The sequence below is a fragment of the Paraburkholderia bengalensis genome, assembly GCF_037126505.1.
Lineage (GTDB): Bacteria > Pseudomonadota > Gammaproteobacteria > Burkholderiales > Burkholderiaceae > Paraburkholderia > Paraburkholderia bengalensis.
On sequence record NZ_JACFYJ010000055.1, the window covers coordinates 13799 to 34580 of the forward strand.

At 65.0% G+C, this 20782-nt stretch carries 20 protein-coding genes and 2 pseudogenes; 5 read left to right on the forward strand and 17 right to left on the reverse strand.

The annotated features are described in order from the left end of the window. Nucleotides 1-37 precede the first annotated feature (37 nt). Nucleotides 38-802: a glycerophosphodiester phosphodiesterase gene (gene ugpQ / locus H3V53_RS26940; protein ID WP_336600531.1), complete on the reverse strand. Its 765-nt coding sequence runs from the start codon at nt 800-802 to the stop codon at nt 38-40. 421 nt (nt 803-1223) lie between these two features. On the opposite strand from ugpQ, the gene H3V53_RS26945 reads away from it, so the two are divergent. Continuing rightward, nucleotides 1224-1997: a DeoR/GlpR family DNA-binding transcription regulator gene (locus tag H3V53_RS26945; RefSeq protein ID WP_336600532.1), complete on the forward strand. Its 774-nt coding sequence runs from the start codon at nt 1224-1226 to the stop codon at nt 1995-1997. Between the two features lie 12 nt (nt 1998-2009). Here H3V53_RS26945 and H3V53_RS26950 read toward each other — a convergent pair whose 3' ends face one another. The 4 genes from H3V53_RS26950 to H3V53_RS26965 all read right to left on the reverse strand — a co-directional run bounded on the left by H3V53_RS26950 (nt 2010) and on the right by H3V53_RS26965 (nt 6141). Beyond that, nucleotides 2010-3692 carry a Na/Pi cotransporter family protein gene (locus H3V53_RS26950; protein ID WP_336600559.1) on the reverse strand — a complete coding sequence of 561 codons (1683 nt, stop codon included), beginning with the start codon at nt 3690-3692 and terminating at the stop codon, nt 2010-2012. Between the two features lie 231 nt (nt 3693-3923). Further along, nucleotides 3924-4946 (reverse strand): lipoyl synthase, encoded by a 1023-nt coding sequence (lipA, locus tag H3V53_RS26955; protein WP_336600533.1) that lies wholly within the window; start codon nt 4944-4946, stop codon nt 3924-3926. A 13-nt stretch (nt 4947-4959) separates the two neighbouring features. After that, nucleotides 4960-5751: a lipoyl(octanoyl) transferase LipB gene (lipB, locus tag H3V53_RS26960; RefSeq protein ID WP_336600534.1), complete on the reverse strand. Its 792-nt coding sequence runs from the start codon at nt 5749-5751 to the stop codon at nt 4960-4962. Between the two features lie 63 nt (nt 5752-5814). Continuing rightward, nucleotides 5815-6141: a DUF2917 domain-containing protein gene (locus H3V53_RS26965; protein ID WP_336600535.1), complete on the reverse strand. Its 327-nt coding sequence runs from the start codon at nt 6139-6141 to the stop codon at nt 5815-5817. Nucleotides 6142-6239: 98 nt separating this feature from the next. On the opposite strand from H3V53_RS26965, the gene H3V53_RS26970 reads away from it, so the two are divergent. Continuing rightward, the gene (locus tag H3V53_RS26970; protein WP_336600536.1) at nt 6240-7259 is read left to right on the forward strand and encodes a transcriptional regulator GcvA; all 1020 of its coding nucleotides are present in this window, start codon (nt 6240-6242) and stop codon (nt 7257-7259) included. 30 nt (nt 7260-7289) lie between these two features. On the opposite strand, the gene H3V53_RS26975 is transcribed toward H3V53_RS26970, so the two are convergent. The 9 genes and pseudogenes from H3V53_RS26975 to H3V53_RS27015 form a co-directional block, all read right to left on the reverse strand. After that, a complete protein-coding gene (locus H3V53_RS26975; protein WP_336600537.1) occupies nt 7290-7559 on the reverse strand; it encodes a DUF493 family protein in 270 nt (89 codons plus the stop codon). A 139-nt stretch (nt 7560-7698) separates the two neighbouring features. Beyond that, nucleotides 7699-8928, reverse strand: a complete 1230-nt coding sequence (locus H3V53_RS26980) for a serine hydrolase (protein ID WP_054917626.1) — start codon at nt 8926-8928, stop codon at nt 7699-7701. A gap of 362 nt (nt 8929-9290) precedes the next feature. Continuing rightward, nucleotides 9291-9947 (reverse strand): alpha/beta hydrolase, encoded by a 657-nt coding sequence (locus H3V53_RS26985; RefSeq protein WP_336600538.1) that lies wholly within the window; start codon nt 9945-9947, stop codon nt 9291-9293. 52 nt (nt 9948-9999) lie between these two features. After that, a complete protein-coding gene (locus H3V53_RS26990) occupies nt 10000-10323 on the reverse strand; it encodes a hypothetical protein (RefSeq protein ID WP_054917629.1) in 324 nt (107 codons plus the stop codon). A 158-nt stretch (nt 10324-10481) separates the two neighbouring features. After that, entirely contained in the window at nt 10482-11642 is a 1161-nt protein-coding gene (locus H3V53_RS26995) for a VanZ family protein (protein ID WP_336600539.1), read from the reverse strand. A 30-nt stretch (nt 11643-11672) separates the two neighbouring features. Then, nucleotides 11673-12298 (reverse strand): annotated as a pseudogene (locus H3V53_RS27000) (ABC-type transport auxiliary lipoprotein family protein). 18 nt (nt 12299-12316) lie between these two features. Further along, nucleotides 12317-13286, reverse strand: a pseudogene (locus H3V53_RS27005) (MlaD family protein). 169 nt (nt 13287-13455) lie between these two features. Next, entirely contained in the window at nt 13456-14346 is an 891-nt protein-coding gene (locus tag H3V53_RS27010; protein ID WP_336600540.1) for an ABC transporter ATP-binding protein, read from the reverse strand. Continuing rightward, nucleotides 14343-15482, reverse strand: coding sequence for an MlaE family ABC transporter permease (locus H3V53_RS27015; RefSeq protein WP_336600541.1), 1140 nt, complete (start codon nt 15480-15482; stop codon nt 14343-14345). The genes H3V53_RS27010 and H3V53_RS27015 overlap by 4 nt, the downstream gene beginning before the upstream one ends. 168 nt (nt 15483-15650) lie before the next feature. On the opposite strand from H3V53_RS27015, the gene H3V53_RS27020 reads away from it, so the two are divergent. From H3V53_RS27020 to H3V53_RS27030, 3 genes are read left to right on the forward strand one after another with little or no spacing between them, the layout of a single operon-like run. Further along, a complete protein-coding gene (locus H3V53_RS27020) occupies nt 15651-16556 on the forward strand; it encodes a biotin--[acetyl-CoA-carboxylase] ligase (protein ID WP_336600542.1) in 906 nt (301 codons plus the stop codon). Then, entirely contained in the window at nt 16553-17434 is an 882-nt protein-coding gene (locus H3V53_RS27025; protein WP_336600543.1) for a type III pantothenate kinase, read from the forward strand. The genes H3V53_RS27020 and H3V53_RS27025 overlap by 4 nt, the downstream gene beginning before the upstream one ends. Before the next feature lie 41 nt (nt 17435-17475). Next, entirely contained in the window at nt 17476-17715 is a 240-nt protein-coding gene (locus tag H3V53_RS27030; protein WP_336600560.1) for a hypothetical protein, read from the forward strand. Nucleotides 17716-17741: 26 nt separating this feature from the next. Here the strand turns inward: H3V53_RS27030 and rfaE2 are convergent, their stop codons facing one another. The 3 genes from rfaE2 to H3V53_RS27045 form a co-directional block, all read right to left on the reverse strand. After that, a complete protein-coding gene (gene rfaE2, locus H3V53_RS27035; RefSeq protein ID WP_054917644.1) occupies nt 17742-18224 on the reverse strand; it encodes a D-glycero-beta-D-manno-heptose 1-phosphate adenylyltransferase in 483 nt (160 codons plus the stop codon). A 219-nt stretch (nt 18225-18443) separates the two neighbouring features. Further along, a complete protein-coding gene (locus tag H3V53_RS27040) occupies nt 18444-19316 on the reverse strand; it encodes a ferritin family protein (RefSeq protein ID WP_336600544.1) in 873 nt (290 codons plus the stop codon). A 602-nt stretch (nt 19317-19918) separates the two neighbouring features. After that, nucleotides 19919-20680 (reverse strand): PhaM family polyhydroxyalkanoate granule multifunctional regulatory protein, encoded by a 762-nt coding sequence (locus H3V53_RS27045; protein WP_336600545.1) that lies wholly within the window; start codon nt 20678-20680, stop codon nt 19919-19921. Between the last annotated feature and the right edge of the window lie 102 nt (nt 20681-20782).

Below are 20782 nucleotides of genomic sequence, written 5' to 3' on the forward strand. Positions count from 1 at the left end.
ATGTCTTCTTGCCGGCGTTGGCCGCACGCACGCGCATTCAGCCGACGACGTCTGCGCCGATGATATCGAGGCGATCGGTACAAATCATGTCAACGCCCCACTTCGCCAGTTCGCGCGCGCGCACGGGATCATTCACCGTGTACGCGAGCACGCGCAGCCCCGCATCGCGGATGGTGCGCACGTTGTGCTGCGTCAGATGTTGGTGATCGGCATGCAGCGACACGCACGCGAGTTCCCGCACGGTGCCGAGCCAGTCGTCCGGCAAGGCATCGAACAGCATGCCGCGCGGCAGCGACGGCGCGGCGTCGCGCGCGGCCCTCAGTGCTTCGAAAGAGAACGACGACAGCAGCGGCTTTTGCGCGCGCCACAAGTCTTTGGCCGCTAGCGCAACGAGTCGCCCCGTGATTTCGTCGCGGCCCGGGCACGGCTTGATTTCGATGTTCGCGGCGATCGCATCGCTCGCACAGCGCGCGGCCACCTGCGCGAGCGTGGGCAGACGTTCGTCGCGGAAACGCGCATCGAACCATGCGCCTGCATCGAGCGATGCCAGCTGCTGCCACGTATGTTGCGCAGCGGGTCCGTGGCCATTCGTGGTGCGGTCGAGATCGTCGTCGTGCAGCAGGAAAATCTGGTCGTCGGCGGAGAGCTTCGCGTCGAACTCGACCATTCCGTAGCCGAGACGCCCGCATACCTCGAAGCCCGCCAGCGTGTTCTCCGGCGCGAGCTTGCCGCCGATGCGATGCGCGACGAGCCGTGGATATGGCCAGTCCGCGGATAGTGCCTGATCGATCCCGTTGCCCATCGTGCTTGCCTTCACAAAGATCTGATGGAACCGCCGCCTGCGTTCATGGGCGCCGGCGTGCGCCGTAGTATCTTGTTCTGAGGATCGCGAACGGCCGGTCTTCCGTTGGCGTTACGACGCGGCCTTGTCATTGTGCAACATTCGTCGGCCTCGAAACGTGGTGCAGCGCATACTTCATTTCGTTTTCGAAAATGCGCTGTTCGCGAAGTTTCAAATCGGGCGCGAATGCCTCAAAATGCGAAGGCTAAACACAAGTACCCAAATGTGCAAGTACCCAAAAAAATACAACCTGAAAGACCACACACGGCACATCCGCCAAGCGTTTTGACATGCGTCCGACATAAAGAATTGATAGTGATGCTTTGCGTGAAGGCACGGAGTAGCAGCCATTAAAACGTCGAACAGGCGAGGAACGATCCGCATGTGGCAGGAAGACCGTCATCAGAGAATACGCGCGCTGCTGTCCACGCTAAACCGTGTGTCGACGGAGCGCATCATGGCGGATCTGGGCGTCTCGCGCGAAACGGTCCGGCGCGATCTGCTCGATCTCGAAGCGCTCGGCGAATTACGCCGGGTTCACGGCGGCGCAATCCGGCCCGCCGACGAAGCGCCCATTGCCGAGCGCGCGCAGTCGCACGTCAAGTCGAAGAAGGCCATTGCGAAGGCGGCGACGGGCGTCGTCGCCAGCGGGCAGACGCTGTTCGTCGACGCAGGCACGACGACAGCCGCGCTCGCCGACGAACTCGCGAAGCTCGCGAATCTCACGATCATCACGAACTCGATCGATGTCGCGACGAAGATGCGCGGCGCGCCCGAACAGCGCGAGTCGTGGTCCAACGAGGTCATCCTGCTAGGCGGCTCGATCAGCGACCGCGCATTGTCGACCACGGGCGATACGACGATTCTCGACATCCAGCGCTATCGCGCGGATATCGCGCTGCTGTCGCCCGTCGGCGTCGATGCAAAAAATGGCGCGAGCAACTACGACCGCGCGGAAACGGAAGTGGCGCGCGCGATGGTCGCCAATGCGGACAGCGTCGTGATACTCGCGGATCACAGCAAGATCGGACAGCGCAGCCGCATCGCGTACTGCGCGCCCGAGAAGATCGATCTGCTGATCACCAATCGCAAGGCGACGGAAATCGCGACGTTCGCCGCACTCAAGCGCAAGGTGGGCAAGGTGATACTGGCGTGAGTCCCGCACCCATCACGTCTGATTCGGTTCCGTGACGGCAGGCATCGCTTCAGGCATGCGCTTGCGCAACCGCGAGTCGTGCAGCGCACCCGCTGCATCGAGCACCGGATAAGCCGTCGAGCAGAACAGGGAGTTGAGCCGCTTCATGTCGCTGATCACGTCCAGATGCAGCGCGCTCGTTTCGACGCTGCGCAAGGTCTGGCCCGCCAGCCGATCGAGATGCTTGTACGAATACGCGCGTTCGAGATCGCGGAAGTGCTCCTTCTCCGCAAGCAGCAATTCCGCACAACGTAAATCGTTGTTCAGGAAGACTGACAACCCCAACTGCAGATTGCCGACGAGCCGCGTATGCAGATCGTCCAGTTCGCTCAAGCCTTGCTCGGAGAACGCGAGGCGGTGCGCGATCTTCTTCTCGACGATATCGGTAACGATGCGCTCGATGATATCGCCTGCATGTTCGAGGTTGATCGTCAGCGCGATGATGTCGGTCCAGCGTCGGCTATCCGCATCGTCGAGCTGTTCGCGCGAAATGCGCGCGAGGTATGCCTTCACCTGCGCATACAGGTGATCGACGTCGTCGTCCATGCGGATCGTTTCGCGCGCCTTGTTGAGATCGTTGTGATGGATCAGATGCGAGACGTTGTCGAGCATCGCCCGCACGATGTCGCCGATGCGCAGCACTTCGCGCGCGGCATTCGACAGTGCGAGCGCTGGTGTAGCGAGCGAAGCGGCATCGAGATGAACGGGGCGCAATTGCCCGTTCGGATCGGGCCGCTCCGGCAACACGCGGCAGCACGCGCGCGCGACGGCGTCGATCAACGGCATGCAGGCGCAGCAGCGCAGCGTGTTGTAGATCACATGGAAGCCGACTACCGCTTCGCGCGGATTGGCGATCAGCGCAGGCAAGGCGCTCGCGAGCAGCGACGCGAACGGCAGGATCAGCAACGCGCCCGCCAGCTTGAACGCCAGACTGCCGAGCGCAAGGCGCCGCGCGGCCGTGTTTTGCGCGAGCGTGCCCGCCAGCGCGAGCAGACCGCTGCCCAGGTTCGCGCCGATCACGAGGCACAGCGCGACCTTCAACGAAATCACACCCGATGACGCGAGCGTCGCCGTCAGCAGCACGGCCGCGAGGCTCGAATACGAAATGACAGCGAAGGTGGCGCCCACCAGCGCGTCGAGCATCGTGTCGCCCGTCAGCGCGCCGAACATCACACGCACGCCCGCGCCGTGCGTGATCGGCTGCGCGCTCTGCACGATCAGATGCAGTGCCAGCAGAATGAGCCCGAGGCCGATCGCCGTGCGTCCGACCTGACCCGAGCGATTCTGCTTGCGCGACAAAAAGACTGGCACACCGACAATGATGAGAAGCGGCGACAGCCACGTCAGATCGAGCGTCAGGATGCGCGCCATCAACGCCGTACCGACGTCCGCGCCGAGCATGATGGCGAGGCCGCTGGCGAGCGGCAACATCCCTTGTGCCGCAAACGACGTGACGATCATCGCCGTTGCGTTGCTGCTCTGCACGAGACTCGTCACCCCGACACCGGAGGCGAAAGCCTTCAGGCGGCTATTCGTGCTGCGTGCGAGCGTGCGCCGCAGGTCGGCGCCCCACACGCGCAAAATGCCCGTGCGCACGATATGCGTGCCCCACACGAGCAAAGCGACACCCGACAACAAGTTCAGCAGGATCACCATAGGCACGACGCTTCAGGACTTCCGCGATGCCGGAACGCCCCACGTGCGTCCCGAACCCATGCCGCCTAGTGTTGCATATATTTGCGTTGTTGTAATTTTGTGCGTTTTGTTTTTTTGTGGCGTTTGCAACAGATCCGGCACGGTAGGCAGCGCCATCCACGAGTCCAAAAACAAAAAAGCCCGCTTGCGCGGGCATTTTTTGCTTCATCCGGTAACTACTGCTGCATGCGTTCAGACCACGCCGGCATCATGTGCCTGCACGTCGGCGTGATAGCTCGAACGCACCATCGCGCCGACAGCCGCATGTGTGAAGCCCATCTTGTACGCCTCGTCCTCATACATCTTGAACGTGTCGGGATGCACATACGCGCGCACGGGCAAGTGATGCTCGGACGGCTGCAGGTATTGGCCGATCGTCAGCATGTCGACGTTGTGCTCGCGCAGATCGCGCATCACCTGGAGAATCTCTTCTTCCGTTTCGCCCAGGCCGACCATCAGACCCGACTTCGTCGCGACATCGGGATGCAGCGCCTTGAAGTCCTTCAGCAGCTTCAGCGAATGCGCGTAGTCCGAACCAGGACGTGCTTCCTTGTACAGGCGCGGCACCGTTTCGAGGTTGTGGTTCATCACGTCGGGCGGCGCGGCGTTCAGAATGCCGATTGCACGGTCCAGACGTCCGCGGAAGTCGGGCGTGAGGATTTCGATGCGCGTCTCCGGCGACAGCTCGCGCGTCTTCTCGATGCATTCGACGAAGTGCGCCGCGCCGCCGTCACGCAGATCGTCGCGGTCCACGCTCGTGATCACCACGTACTTGAGCTTGAGCGCCGCGATGGTGCGCGCGAGATTGAGCGGCTCATCGGGATCGAGCGGATCGGGACGGCCGTGGCCGACGTCGCAGAACGGGCAGCGGCGCGTGCACTTGTCGCCCATGATCATGAACGTTGCCGTGCCCTTGCCGAAGCATTCGCCGATGTTCGGGCAGCTCGCTTCTTCGCACACCGTGTGCAGGTTGTGCTCGCGCAGAATCTGCTTGATCTCATAGAAACGCGAATTGCCCGTCGCCGCTTTCACGCGAATCCAGTCGGGCTTTTTCAGCTTTTCGACCGGAACGATCTTGATCGGAATGCGTGCCGTCTTGGCCTGTGCCTTTTGCTTCGCGGTGGCGTCGTAGGGCGCGGCAGCTGCATTGGCAGCGCTGCTGACAGCGAGGTTGGCGGAGTCGGAAGCGGCGGGAGTCGCGGTAACGTCAGTCATTCGTTCGTTCCATTCAGGCGGCGGGGAGACCGGCCTGCGGTTGGCCGACGGCCGCGGGACTGCCGTCGATGTTGGCGATGAGGCTTGCTGCAAGGGTTCGGGCTACGTCGTCCCAGCCGGCCGCGACGCCGAGCGTCGCCATGTCGACTGTTTCGAGCCCCGCGTACCCGCACGGATTGATGGCCAGAAACGGCTGCAAATCCATTTTCACGTTGAGGCTCACACCGTGATAACTGCAGCCGTGACGGATTTTCAGACCCAGCGCCGCGATCTTGGCGCCGGCGTGCAACTGCGCATTCGTACGCTGATCGGGCTGCTCAGGCGCGACATAGATGCCGGGCGCGCCTGCCTTGCGTTCACCGGCGAGATTATACGCCGCGAGTGTGTCGATCACGCCCTGCTCGATCCGCGTCACCAGTTCGCGCACCATCAGCTTCCGGCGTCGCAAGTCGAGCAGCAGATACGCGATCACCTGACCGGGACCGTGATACGTGATCTGCCCCCCGCGATCGACCTTGACGAGGGGAATGCCGCTGTCGGCGGCGAGCAGGTGCGCGGGATCGCCGGCCTGGCCGAGCGTGAAAACAGCAGGATGTTCGACCAGCCAGATTTCGTCTGAGGTTTCCGGGGTGCGCGAATCGGTGAACGCGCGCATCGCGTCGAAACTCGTCTGATAGTTTTCCGAGCCGCGCCAGCGCACGATCACAGGCTGCGCCACATGGCTGACGGCGGCGTTGTCGGCTGCGGCGTCAGGCTGAACAAGACTTGAAGATTCGGGGGACGATGAAACCGGCGTAGCACACATGATTCCGGCAGTTTACCGAAATCCTGCGCGCCTCGCCGGCCACGAGGGCAATCGCCCGGACGATCAGACGGTGCGCCAGCCGGCACGCAGCCACGCGGCGAAACGCTCGCTGACGCGGCCAAACCAGTTCAGCGCCTTCTGCCGCGGACGCATCGGTACATGGAACGCGACGCGCGCCTGCGTGCCGCGCTCGACCGACAACCACAGCCGCTCACCGCGCCGCAAACGCAGCGTCTTGCCCGGTTCGAGCCAGTAGTCCTCGACGTCGTCGCTGCGTGTTACCCAGACCGCAGCGCCGGAGACGGCCAACCGCGTGCTGCGGGTGACCTTCATCGGAACAGTTTCGCCGGCTACGATTTCGAACGTGATGCTAGAGGAAATTTCTCGCATGATGGCCTCGCCAAAAATCGTTTCATGGCTACAATCGTAGACGGGACAAGGGCTTACGCCAAACGATCAATTTTCACCCTTATGTGAGAAAAATTGCGATGGACCTCCGTCAATTGCCCGCCCTGAACGCGATCAAGGCCTTTGAGGCCGCCGCCCGCCACGAGAGTTTTTCGCGCGCGGCCGACGAGCTCTACGTCACGCACGGCGCCGTCAGCCATCAGATTCGCGCGCTCGAAGAAGAGCTGGGCGTGAAGCTGTTCGCGCGGGACGGCAAGCGCGTGCGGCTCACCGACATCGGTCGCCGCTACGCCGCCCAGGTGAGCACGGCGCTGATCTCGCTGGCGGAAGCAACGCGCGAGATTCGCGCAGGCGATCGCGACCGGCGGCTCGTCGTGTCGATGCTGTCGTCGTTCGCGGCGCGCTGGGTGACGCCGCGCATCGGCAGCTTCATCGAAGCGAATCCGCAATGGGACCTCGAACTGCTGTCCACGAACGCGCTCACCGATTTCGCGCGCGACGACGTCGATTGCGCCGTCCGTTTCGGCTACGGCAACTACCCCGGCCTGCACACGGAGTTGCTGCTCGAAGAAGTGTTCTTCCCGGCCTGCTCGCCCACATTCAACGGCGGCAATCTGCCGAAAACGCCCGCCGATCTCGCCAAGGCGCCGCTGCTGCGTTCCGACGACGAGTTATGGCGCCCGTGGTTCGACGCCGCGGGTCTGACCGACTGGCCGGAGCCGAAGCGCGGCGTGCTGTATCAGGATTCGTCGAATCTGCTGCAGGCGGCCATCGATGGCCAGGGCATTGCCCTCACGCGCCGCTCGCTCGCGATGCACGAAGTCGCGTCGGGGCGGCTCGTGCGGCTGTTCGATATCGACGGTCCGAGCCCGTGGCAGTACTTCTTCATCTGCACGCCGCAGATGCTGCAGACGGCCCGCGTGAAAGCCTTCCGCGACTGGGTGTTCGACGAAGTCGCGCGCTTTCGGCAACTGTTCGAAAGCGCGTGCACCGAGAGCGCGATGCGCTCGGTGAGCCGCGAAACACGGGGAAAAAGAGACACACAACCTGCGCCGGACGCATTGCACGTCCAGCTTCCGGCGGCGCAGACGCAGCGTTAGCAAACGCCCGCCTGCTCGCCTCGAAGCGGCTTACAGAACGACCTTCACCATCGGATGCCCGGTTAGCGCCCGGTAGATATCGTCGAGGTGCTCGCGGTTCTGCGCGCGCACCGTCACCGTCAGGCCGGTGTAGTTGCCGCCGCTCGAGGGCCGCACTTCGACACGCGCCGCGTCGAACTCGCCGTCGAACCGGCGGATCACTTCGACGATCGTCGTCTGAAACTCAGGGTGCGACTTGCCCATCACCTTGATAGGGAAATCGCACGGAAAATCGATCAATGATTCATTCACGGGACTCATCTCGGCTCCTTCATGCACCGCACGCAATCACACCTATATGATTGCGCGCGGCGAAAAAGCAAGCCGCAGACTGTCTCCTGCCGACCCAGGCGGCGCCTTCGCGCCTCACGCCCGTGCCAGGCAAGATGCTGCTGCCGGCTTACTTCTTCTTGTTGAACATCAACATCATCGAATCCCACACGCGGCCGACGATGCCCGCCTGCGGCACCGCCTGCAGCGCGACCAGCGGCACCTGCGCGAGCGTCTTGCCGTCGGCGACAAACTTCACGGAGCCGACCTGCTGGCCTTGCGCGATCGGTGCGATCAGCGGATCGGCGTGCTCGACCTGCGGCTTCACCTTGTCGGCCATGCCCTTGGGCAGCGTGATGTACTGATCCGTCGTCACGCCGAGCTTGACGGTATCTTGCGAACCCTTGTAGATGCGCGGCGTCTCGATCACCTGATTGGCCTTGTACAGACGCACCGCGTCATACGCGGAGTAGCCGTAGTTCAGCATTTTCAGGCTGTCCTGCACGCGGTCGTGTTCCTTCTCCTCGCCCATCATCACCGACACGAGACGGCGCGACGCATCGGGCACGCCCGGCAGCGAACGTTTCGCGCTCGCGATCAGGCAGTAGCCGGCCGCTTGCGTGTGGCCCGTCTTCAGGCCGTCGACGGTCGGGTCGATCCACAGCAGACGGTTGCGGTTCGGCTGCTTGATCTTGTTGTACGTGAATTCCTTGACCGAGAAGATGTTGTAGTAGTCCGGGTAGTCGCGGATCAGGCGCGCGGACAGGATGGCGAGGTCGCCCGCCGTCGTGTAGTGCTGCGCGTCGGGCATGCCGTTCACGTCGGCGAAGTGCGTGTTCTTCATGCCGAGCTTTTGCGCTTCGGCGTTCATCATGTTGACGAACTGCGCTTCGCTGCCGCCGACCAGTTCCGCCAGCGCGATGGCCGCGTCGTTGCCCGACTGCACGATCATGCCGTAGACGAGATCGTGCACCGTGACGGGCTTGTTCGCCTCGATGAACATGCGCGACTCGTCGTTGCGCACGCGGCGCACGGCCTCGCTCGGATTGATCGACTGGTCCATCGTGATCTTCTTCGACTGCAGCGCCTCGAACGTGAGGTAAGCCGTCATCAGCTTGGTCAGCGACGCCGGTTCCACGCGCTCATCCGCGTTGGCGGAGGCGAGCACCTGGTTGCTGGTGGCATCGACGAGCACCCATGAGCGCGCGTTCACGCCCGGCGGCGGCACCTGCGCGAAAGCGCTGCTCGCGACGAGCGCCGCGGGCAGCGCGATTCCAAACGCGAGCTTGCTGGCAAAGGTTTGCGGAACGAGGGAAGCGATGCTGGAAAGGCTGAAAGAGCCGTGGTTCGAAAAGCGCATAGGATCGATTCGGGCAGAGTGTGCTGGGTGCGCAAGAACGCGCGGTTCGAATGGTTCGTGTGATGCCGGACGGCAGCCGCCGCCGCGCACAACCGGCGCGGCGGTGTTTCGACTGCTTGTCAGACTCTGTCACGCGGTCGGTTCGCACAGCGCGCCTCGCATCTCGCGCCGAATCCGCCGCCATGAACTCACGAGCGAGGCGATTCGATCCACCAGACGGGCAACGCTGCGCCCAAAAAAAGAGCGCTCATTATACAAGCGGCTGCCTGACAATTAGCCCTACGTCATGGAGTTTTCCCGCATTTTCGCGGGTTTTTACAACACCGGCGGCGCGCGGCCGACGGTGTCGAAACGACACGCGATCAGCGCCAGGCGTCGACGATGATGCGCTTGAGAATGTGCAGCTTGCGATGCAGGAAATGCTCGGCGCCCGGAATCACGACGACGGGCAGTTCCTGCGGCGCCGCCCAGTCGAACACCGACTGGATGGGCACGGTGTCGTCGATTTCGCCGTGAATCACCAGCGTGTTTTCGGGCACGGGCGCGACTTCCCAGCGGCTCGCCGCCGTGCCGACGAACACGATGCGCTCGATGTCCTTGCCTTCTTCCCGCAGCCGCGCCGCGACGTGCGACAGCACGAACGTGCCGAACGAAAAGCCCGCCAGCACGAGCGGCAGATCGGCGTAACCTGGTTGCGCGCGCATGTGGTCGAGCACGGCGCGCAGGTCGTCGCGCTCGCCGACGCCCGCGTCGTGCGTGCCTTCCGTCTGTCCGACGCCGCGAAAATTCGAGCGATACGTGACGTAGTTCAGCTGCACCAGCGTGCGTGCCAGTGTTTGCGCGACCTTGTTGTCCATCGTGCCGCCAAAGAGCGGATGCGGATGCGCGACGAGCGCGATGCCGCGCGGCGCGGCGCCCGCGTTGCCTTGCGCTTCGCGGCTGCCGTCGGGCACATCGACGGCGACTTCGATTTTGCCCACCGGGCCGTCGATCAGGTACTTCTGCGTGTGTACGTTCATCTTGTGTGTGGTCGCAGCGGGATCAGCTTGGATCAGCGTGAATGAGCGTGGATCAGCGGTCGATCAGGAGCCGCTCGACGATCTTGCCGTTCGCCAGATGCGAATCGACGATTTCATCGATGTCGCTCTTGTCGACATACGTGTACCAGACGCCTTCCGGATACACGACGACGGTCGGGCCTTCCTCGCAGCGGTCCAGACACCCGGACTTGTTGATGCGCACCTGCCCTGGACCGGCGAGGCCGAGCTGCTTCACGCGCTTCTTCGCATATTCCTGCATTTCCTGCGCGCCGCAGTTTGCGCAGCTCGGACGCGACGCGCCCGGTTCGCGCTGGTTCAGACAGAAAAACACGTGGTATTTGAAGAACGAATCCATGATGGTGTGTGAGATCGGTCGGCGCGGCATGTCGCGCAGTGCGCAGCCTGCCGCGAGCAGGGACGAGAGGTTCCGCCGATTATAACGACGGGGCTGCGACACCGCAGAACGCTGGCCCGGCACGGGCGCACGGCGCGCGGCGACACGCAACGCACGCATCAGCCGCCCGAGCCGCGCCTGCTGGCGAGCAATGCGCGTTCCGCCGACAGCGCGACCCACACGAGCGCCGCATACGGCCACATCCACGCGAGCCAGCGCGCAAGCCCGTTGAAATGCAGATAGCGGCCTTGCCGCCAGTCGGCGAGCACGACGTCGAAGTACGGATTCACGGGCAGCAGATTGACGAACAGGAGCGACACGACGAGCGCCGCAGCCGCTACCGCCACACGCGAGCGGCGCGGCAGCTTGCGCGCGAGCAGCATCGCGCCAAAGCCGGCGGCAAGGCCGATCAGCCCGCCCGGCGTCGCCCAGTTGAACGCGAGCCCCGATTGCGACTGCAGAAACGTCGCGCCCGTCTTGACGATGAGCGTCGCGACGACGAACGCGATCAGGAGGCGCACGCGCGGCGCGCGCTCGCGCATCGGCAGCGTGGCGAGCGCGCCCGCGGCCAGCAGGTTCAGCGCGGCGATCACGGCTTCCCACGCGTCGTCGGGCATCCATGCGGCGGCGCGATCCGCCCACGCCTGCACGTGCCACACGGCGGGCGCCCATGCGAGCAGCGCGTCCTGCATCGACGGATCGAAGCGCTGCCACAATTCGCGCGGCCACGTGCCGAGGCCGAACAGCAGCGGCGACGGATACATCGTCGCGAACGGCCACAACGCCGCAAGTCCGATGACGGCCGTGCTGTCGCGCTCGAACCAGAGAAAGCGCATGCGCCGCAGCATGCCGCGATCGAGCAGCGCGCCCGTCAACGGCGACATCGCGGTCGCGCCGAGCAAGGCGCCCAGCGCGTTCGCTGCGAGATCGAGATTCGATGCGACGCGCGTCGGCAGGTATGTCTGCACGGCTTCCATCAGGCCCGACAGCAGCGTGCCGAGCCCGAACGCGAACGCGACGGCAATCGCGCCGCGCCAGCGCGGATAGACGGCCAGCACGACGAGCGCGCCGAACGGGATGTAGCCGAGCACGTTCGTCACGACATCGAATGCCGTCAGATACTGCGGGACGGGATCGAACAGATAGTCGAGGGGACCGATGCCGAGCGAGCGCCAGCCATAAAACGGATACCACGACCCATAGGCGATCAGTGCCGCATACAGCACCACCGCCTGCCTCGCAAACGCCGACGGACGGCGCTGCCACGGCTTGTCAGCCATCCGGTGCTCCCGGAGCGGCGCGGCGAACCGTCATTGCTGCGCGACGAGCGCCTGCACGCCAAGCCACGCGGAAATCTGCGCGACGAGATCGTCGGTGGCGGCGGCGAGCGCGCGCGCGCGCCCGCGGCATCGGCCGAGCTCGCGGGCGCGCGCGCGATGAAGGTGCGCTGCCCGACCACCTTGCCGTCGACGAACAGCGTCGTGCGCGCCGTCACCGAACCGTGGCTCTCGGACCGACCGTCGAAATCCTGCTCGAACTCGTCGAGATCCACCTTTAGCACGGGCGCGGACACGCCGTCGCCGCCCGTCAGCACGGTACCGCGCGACGACAGCGCGTTGCGCAGGCGCTGCGTCACCAGTTGCGCGGGCGGCATCGTCCAGTGGCTGGTCGCGTACGAGGCGGTTTGCTGCGAGTCCGCATACGACAGCCGATAGATCAGCTTGTCGGAGCCGAGCGTCGGGGGCGCCGTGACTTCGAGCACCTTGATGGCCGGCATCGTGCCCGTGCTGGCGGGCAGCGGCGGCGGGCCGAGGTCGTAGCGGATGTCGGCGAGCGCGGCGGGATTGCCCGCGCAGCCCGCCAGCGCGCCGAGCGCGAGCAGCAGCATGGCGAGCGCCGCGCGGGAAGTGAAAAGACGGTTGATCGAGCGTGTCATTCTGTATTTCCTTGAAATTCATTTCGCGGCGCGCGCCGACGGCGCGGGCCACACGAAGCCCGGCTCGCCGGGTCCGGGCGCCGGGCGCGGCGCACCGAACAGCACGCTGTTGGGCGCCTCGTTGAACGTATCGGGCGGCGCGATCGACGGAACGCACGGCCGTGCGCACATCGTCGGCCAGCGAGTTGACGCGCGGCAGCGTGTCGTAACCGACACGCGCCGAGATGTCCTGCAGCGTCGCGTTCATCGCCGTGAGCGCGGTGCCCGCCTGCTGCGCGGCCGTGCCGACCTTGTTCAGCGTGCCTTCGAGCGGACCGTCCGGACGATTCAGGCTGGTGATCATCCGGTTCGTCGATGCCAGCGTCTCGTCCAGCTGGCTGAGCGTGTTCGGCAGCTTGCCGACGGCCGGGCCCATCTGTGCCGTGAGCGTCGCGACGCCGTCGGCGGCGTGCTGCAGGCTCGACGCCGTCGACATCAGCTGGTCGCGCATTTCCGGCGACAGCAGCGCGTCGACGTCGCGCACGGTCTTTTCGATCTGCCGCAGCAGCACGTCGCCGCGCGCCTGCAGCTGATCGAACAGGCCCGGACGCATCGGCAGCTGCGCCACGTTCTTCGCGGACGACGCCAGCGGCGTCAGATCGCGCCCCGTATCGTCGAGCTGGACGAACGCGAGGCCCGTCACGCCCTGCAGCCCGAGCGTGCCGAACGTCGAATGCGTGATGGGCGCGTTCTTGTCGACGAGAATCCGGATCAGAATCTGCCCCGGATGCGTGCGATCGAACTTGATCGACTGCACCTTGCCGACGTCCAGGCCGCGATATCGTACCGCAGCATCCGGGTACAGGCCTGTGACATTGGTTCGCGCAATCAGATCGAAGGGGATGCGCACCGATCGGTCCACGTTGAACAAAAATGCCGCCACGGCGATCGCGACCACCATGACGACGGTGAAGAGCCCGGCCCAGAAGGCGTGTGATTTGTTTTCCATTGTCAGGTTCCCTGGTTCGCCACAGCGATTCCGTTTGCATCACGGCGCAACTCGCGTCGAAGCGCGCGTCGAAGCGCGCGATGCGCTGCGCATGCGCCCGTCATGCGGCCGCGCTGCGCCTGCTGTCGGTCGAGGCCGCGCTCGCGCAGGCGGCGTGCAGCGTCGGCGCTCACAGCGCGGTGCGCAGCGGAATCGCTTCAGCGGCGGGCTCCAGCGCTTCCGCCGGCAGCTTCGCGCGTCGCTCCGGCGACAAACCCTGCAACGCGAGCCGCCCGCGCAGCCCGAGAAAATACTCGCGGATGAAGGGGTGATCGTATCCCGCCACCTCTTCGACGGGCGCCGCCACGATGACCTTGCGGTCCGCGATCACGGCCACGCGCGTGGACAGCGCGACCATCGTGTCGAGGTCGTGCGTCACCATCACGACAGTCAGCCCGAGCGCGCGATGCAACGCGCTGATCAGCTCGACGAATTCGTCGGAAGCCTGCGGATCGAGGCCCGCCGTCGGCTCGTCGAGAAACAGCAGTTCCGGTTCGAGCGCGATCGCGCGCGCAATGCCGACGCGCTTGACCATCCCGCCCGACAGCGCCGCCGGCATCTTCGACGCGTTCTTGCACGGCAGCCCGACCATTTCGAGCTTCAGCATCACGATGTCGCGCAGCAGGTCTTCAGGCACCTTGCCGAGTTCGCGCAGCGGCTGCGCAATGTTGTCGAACACCGATAGCGACGAAAACAGCGCGCCGTGCTGGAACAGCATGCCGGAGCGCACGCGCATCAGGCGCGCTTCGTCCTTGTCGAGTTCGGACATGTCTTCGCCGAACACCTTGATCGTGCCCGACGTGGGCCTCTCAAGGCCGAGTATCTGGCGCATCAGCGTCGTCTTGCCCGAGCCCGAGCCGCCGACGATCGACACGATCTCGCCGCGCCGCACGTCGAAATCCAGATGCTGATGCACGACGTTGCGGCCGTAGCGCTTGGTGAGATTGCGCACCTCGATCACGGTTTCGGCGATCTGCGGCAGCGGCTGGTCCCGCACGGCGGTAGTGAGCGGCGCAATCATGACAACCCCACGTTCTGAAAGAGAATCGCGAATACGGCGTCGGCGAGAATCACGACGGTGATCGACGTGACGACCGAGGTCGTCGTGCCTTCGCCGAGACTCTGCGAATTGGCCTTGATGCGAAAGCCGAAGTGACAGCCGACGATCGCGATCAGCATGCCGAACACCATGCCCTTGCCGAGACCGATCCACAGGTTCGCGACGGGCACCACGCCCGGCAGCGCGCGCGCGAAGTACGACATGTCGATCTGCAGCACGATCTTGGCGGCGAGCGCGCCGCCCACCAGCGAGACGATATTGGTCCACATCACGAGCAGCGGCATCGCAAGGGACAGCGCCAGCACGCGCGGCAAGATGAGACGCAGGCCGTGCGGGATGCCCATCACGCGCATTGCGTCGAGTTCTTCCGTCACGCGCATCACGCCAATCTGCGCGGTGATCGCAGAACCGGAACGTCCCGCCACGAGAATGGCCGAGAGCACGGGCCCAAGCTCTCGCAACACCGACATCCCCAGAATGTTCACGATGAACTGGTTCGCGCCAAAGAGCCGCAACTGCTGCGCGGACAGATAGCTCAGCACGATGCCGATCAGAAACGCGACGAGCGCCGTGATGGGCAGCGCCTGCGTGCCCGCGCTATAGACGTTCGCCGAAATCTCCTTCCACGGCGCGAGCCTCGGATTGCGCGCGATCGCCAGCAGATCCAGGATCACGCGGCCGAACATCGCCACGCCGCCGTACAGATGCTCGAAGAACGCGAAGATGCCGAGCCCGAGCTGCGTGAACGGATCGAAGCGTTGCACGGGCTCGGGGTTTTCGCGCGCGGTGTCGAGCAGCGCGATGCGGTCGAAGATGTCGCGCTGCGTGTCGTTCAACGCGACGAGATCGGCGGGCAGCTTGTAGCCCCACACGCGCCACAATGCCTGGCCGCCCACATGATCCATCCGCTCGACCCGCGACAGATCCCATTGCGCCACCTGCGCGCGGCTGTCGATCAGCTCGCGCAGACGCGGCAGCGCCTGTCCATGCAAGCGGTCGCGAGCGAGCGCGAGCGCCGTCCACTGGCCCGACAGGCGGACGATCTTGCCCCGGCTGCCTGCCGCGACTTCGAGTCCGGGAGGAGTGTCGTAGTTCAAGGATCGCTTGATGGGGTTATCGGAATAACGGGCATTGTATCGAAGGGATCGATATTGGGCCGTCGTGGACCGCCCGTGCCGGCGCGCCGTGCGTGCGGGCGCGCACGCAACCTTGGGCGCGGCAATGTCCTGCTCCCGTTGTCAGGCGCAGTGGCTAAAATACGCGTCATGACTACCTCTGCCTCCTTCCAGCCGCCGGGCGACTGGCGCATCGACCGGCAGCGCGCCGTCGCGCTGTTCGGCCCGGCCGCGCACGACTGGCCGATCGAAATCGTCGAAGAGACGGGCTCGACCAATGCCGACCTGATGGCGCGCATGAAAGCGCTGCCACGCGAGGCGGGCGCGCTCGCGCGCCCGATCGTGCGCGTCGCCTATCTCCAGACGGCCGGCCGCGGCCGGCGTGGCCGCGCCTGGTATGCCGAACCCGGCAACGCGCTGCTGTTTTCCGTGGCCTGCGTGCTGCCCGTGCCGCTCGAAGGGCTCGCGGGACTGAGCCTCGCCGTCGGCGTCGCGCTCGTCGACGGCTTGCGCTCGCTGCCTGTCGCCGGACCCGGCCAGATCGCGCTGAAATGGCCGAACGACGTGCTGCTCGAAGGCGACAAGCTGGCCGGCATCCTGATCGAAACCGCCTGGAGCACGGCGGACGCGAGCGCTGTCGTGATCGGTATCGGCACCAACGTGAAGGGCGCGGAGGAACTCGCCGCGAAGGTCGGCGCACTCAACGCCGACGTGCCCGCGCAGGCGCGCGGCGCGGCGCCCACGGCGCTGTCGCGCGCGCTGCCGAATGCGAATCTCACCGATACGCTCGCCGCCGAACTCAACGCGCTCGAACCGGCTTTGCAGCGTTTCGGCGCCGAAGGCTTCGCGCCGTTCCGCCAGCGCTGGAACGCCTGTCACGCCTATGCGGGCCGCGATGTGGTGCTGTTCGAGCAAGGCGTCGAAGTGGGACGCGGCGTGGCTGCCGGCGTCGACGAACTCGGACAATTGCTGCTCGAAACGCCGGCGGGCACGCAGGCAATTGCGACGGGAGACGTATCGCTGCGTCTCGCCGATGATGGAAGCGTGACGGCATGAGCGCCGCGCCGTATCTGCTGATCGACGCGGGCAATAGCCGCGTCAAGTGGGCGCTGGCTCAGGAAGATGGTACACAGACTCACTCTGGCGCGTTCGCGCACGGCGGTCAACTGGTCAAAGGTACCGGCGATCCGTTGCAATCACGGCACGAGCCCGATTGGTCCCATCTGCCTACACCCGGTTCTGCATGGTTATCGAATGTCGCTGGAGAGGCGGTGGGGCGCCGTATCGATACGTTTATCGACCGGTATTGGCGAGATCTGCCGCGCACCATGATCCGCTCGGCCGCGCAGCAGTGCGGCGTGACCAACGCGTACACGACGCCTTCGCAGCTCGGCAGCGACCGCTGGGCGGGAATGATCGGCGCGCGCGCCACGTTTCCGGGCGAGCCGCTGCTGATCGCGACCTTTGGCACGGCGACGACGCTCGAAGCCTTGACGGCTGACGGCGTGTTTATCGGCGGTTTGATCGCGCCGGGCTGGTCGCTGATGATGCGCTCGCTCGGCGAGAACACCGCGCAACTGCCGACGCTGGATGCGGCAGCCGCGCGCGGCCTGCTCGCCGGCAACGCCGCGGGCGCCCATGAGAGCGGCGCGGTCAGGCACGCTGCGTGGTTCGCGAAGGACACGCCGCGCTCGCTGTCGTCGGGATGCGCGCTGGCTCAGGCGGGACTGATCGAGCGGATGTGGCGCGATCTGCAGGACGAATGGCAAGTGCCCGTCCGGCTTGTGGTGAGCGGCGGCGCCGCGGGCGAGCTGACGCAGGCGCTAGCCGTGCCGTTCACGCGTCACGACTCGCTCGTGCTGGCGGGACTGGCGTTGATCGCGGCGCAAGCCCGCGATCGGGCCGGTCCTGCGACCGACACGCGCCCGGCCTGAACGCCGGGCCAACGAACAAGCAAGCTGGAGAAATTTGCATGATGCTGCGTTGGCTACTCGCCCTGCTGTTGCTCGCCAACATCCTCGCATTCGTCACGATGCGCGGGCTGTTCGGCCCGTCGCCCGCCGCCGGGCCGCGCGAGCCGAATCATCTGAACCGCCAGGTCCGTCCGGATCAATTACGCGTGCAGCCGATGGCCGCGGCCGATGCAACGGATCTGGCCGTGGTCGGCGGTCCGGCACCCATTGCGCCGATCGCCGCTTCGGCGCTGCGTCAATAACCCGCTTCGACGACGCGCCCAGGCGCTCAACCTTGGGCGCGCACCTTCTTCAGCAGCGCGGTGGTCGAGCGGTCGTGCTCGAACGGAATCGCCAGCGCCCTGCCGCCCCAGCCGCGCACGAGCGCCGATTCCGGCAGCTTGTCCATGTCGTAGTCGCCGCCTTTCACGAGCACGTCGGGATGCAGCGCCTCGATCAGCGCGACGGGCGTCTGCTCCTCGAAGCACACGACCCAGTCGACGCTTTCCAGCGCCGCCAGCAGCGCCATCCGGTCGGCTTCGTTGTTGATCGGCCGGTCGTCGCCCTTGCCGAGCATGCGCACGGAGGCGTCGCTATTCACGCCGACGATCAGCGTCGCGCCCAGCGCCTTTGCATCGGCAAGATACGTGACGTGCCCGCGATGCAGGATGTCGAAGACGCCGTTCGTGAAGACCACGGGGCCTGTCAGCGACGGACGAAGTTGCGCGAGGGCATCGCGCGTCATGAGCTTGCGTTCGAAGGTAGCGGCCATGAGAAAGATCGTTTAGCGGGGGTTGGGATGATGCGCCGTCGGGCACAGGACACCTGCGCGTGCCGGAATTCAGACGGAAAGCGCAGGTGGAACGGTCCGGCAGAAAGATTTGGCGGAACGGTCCGGCAGAAAAACGGCCCGGCGGTTCTCACCTGCCGGGCCGTTGCTTTTTCGTGCGGCGCGCCGCTTTACTGAAAGCGGCATGCGGCGTTGTCGCCGTCAGGCCGGCTGCTGTTGCGCGGGCTGCGTCGCCGCGAGCCGCGTCGTCACTTCCTTGCGATAACGGTTCAGTTCCTGAGCCGTCGTGAACGAGCGCTCAAAAAGAATCGACAGGTTGTGCAAAATGCGCTCGACCACCTTCTTTTCCCAGCCGTCGTCGAAACGGATCTGCTCGTCGAGCCAGCGCTCGAGCCATTCCGGATCGGGCAGGCGCGACTGCACGGTATCGCGCGGGAACAGCGACTGGTTCACGTGCAGGTTGGTGGGATGCAGCGGCTTTTCGGTGCGACGCGCGGACGCCATCAGCACACCGATCTTTGCAAACGCGGCGCGCGCGCCGTCGCCGAAGTTGGTCAGCGCCTTCTTCATGTAGCGCAGATACGCGCCGCCGTGACGGGCTTCGTCGCGCGAAATGGTTTCGTAGATGGCCTTGATGACGGGCTCGGTGTGCCATTCAGCCGCGCGCCGATACCAGTGATTCAGGCGGATTTCGCCGCAGAAATGCAGCATCAGCGTTTCCAGCGGCGGCGCCGGATCGAACTCGAAGCGCACCGCGTGCAGTTCTTCTTCCGTCGGCACCATTTCCGGCCTGAAGCGGCGCAGATATTCCATCAGCACCAGCGAGTGCTTCTGCTCTTCGAAGAACCACACACTCATAAAGGCGGAAAAGTCGCTGTCGTGGTGGTTATCGCGCAGGAACATTTCCGTGGCGGGCAGCGCCGACCATTCGGTGATCGCGTTCATCTTGATGGTCGCCGCCTGCTCGTCGGTGAGCAGCGACGCGTCGAATCTGTCCCAGGGAATGTCCTTCTCCATGTCCCATCGAACGGATTCGAGCGATTTATAAAGTTCCGGATAAAGCATGGTGTTCATGATCCCACCCCTGTTCTGCGCAAGGCGACGTCTGTTATGTCTGGTGCTACTGTGCTGCCGGTGAACGTGAAAATTCGAAGAATTTCGGGAACTTTCACCGTCGTCAGTGCAGCCTGCAATTTTACGCGGTAATCGGCTGCCAAGAAGCAAGCTTTGGCAAAAGAACTACTGCGGTTCGTATGCGTACGCGATTTTCATGCCTCGCATGCGCGGCCAACCGTGGGTGAGGGGGAACCTGTGCCTGAGGTCGTGCCAGCTTGCCGCCCGAACGACGGCATTTGGGGTCCGCTGTGGACGAACCGGCACCGCGTGGCACCGGAATAGGCGGCGAATCTGGCGATTTCGCACGCGTCCGCGGGCCAGAAAAAGCTTACACAATAATAGCATGCGGGCCTGACGCGTCCGAATACCGGGCTGTCGAACCGCTTCGGGATTGACGTAAAACAACGCGGGCGCGTACTGCCAGCATGGCGTCAACAGAATGTGCTAATGCGGGCTGCGCCAATTCGACGCGGCCGCGCGCATCAAGCGTCAGCCCGCGCCTGCTCGCCACAGATGCGATGCCGATGCGCGGCCGTGTCGCTAAAAAGTTCGCTATGCGCTCACTCGGACGTCGACGAGGTCTTCTTCGCCGCCGACGCACCGCTCGTGCGGCGCGTGCCTGCCGAGCCCGCCGATCGTTTGGCGGCGCGACGCTGCGCCTCGCCTGAGCTGTCCTGCGACGCAGCTTCTGCGTCCGCTTCGGCGTCCGCTTCGGGGGCTTCGTCGGGCTCGAGGTCGCTCGGTTCGATGCCCGCCCCCGCTTCCGATGCGCCCGTCGCCGTTGTGGCCGCCGGTTGCGCCATTGCGAACTGCGCGAGCTGGTTGAACTGCGCCTGCAGCAGATTCCACCAGCCGGATGCATCGAACGCGGGCGGCGGCGTCGATTCGCCTGCCGCGCCCGAATCCTGCGCGTTCGCGGACTGTGGCTCGGGCTGTTTCGGCGGCGTTTCGTGCGCGGGCTGCGTCATCGATTGCTGCGCGAACGCGCCGAACGCGCGCAAGGTGGCGAGCGTCGCGCGCTGCACTTCGAGCGCCTGGATCGCCGACTGCAGCATGTTGAGATTGAGCTTGAGCCACTGCTCGACGGCGCGCATGTCGGTGATGCGCTTGTCGAGTTCTTCGACGTTCGTGAGCGGCGCCATCATGTCGGACATCATCGACAGCGACGGCATGATGCCCTGCGTCGCGCCTGACGCCCCGCCCGGAAACGCCGCACCGAAAGGCGTGAGGCGCATCATGCCCCACATGCGGTCGAGCATCTCGGCGGGCGGAAAGCCGGGAAAGCCCGGAAAGGGTGGCGTCGAGCCGGGATTGTCGGTCATTGCTGCGCTCCTTGATTCGGTTCTGGCCTGTGGCGTGGATGGGCGCTTCGATCATACCGCGTGTGTCAGACGCAGCAAGACGCTTGTGCCACGCTTGTTCGT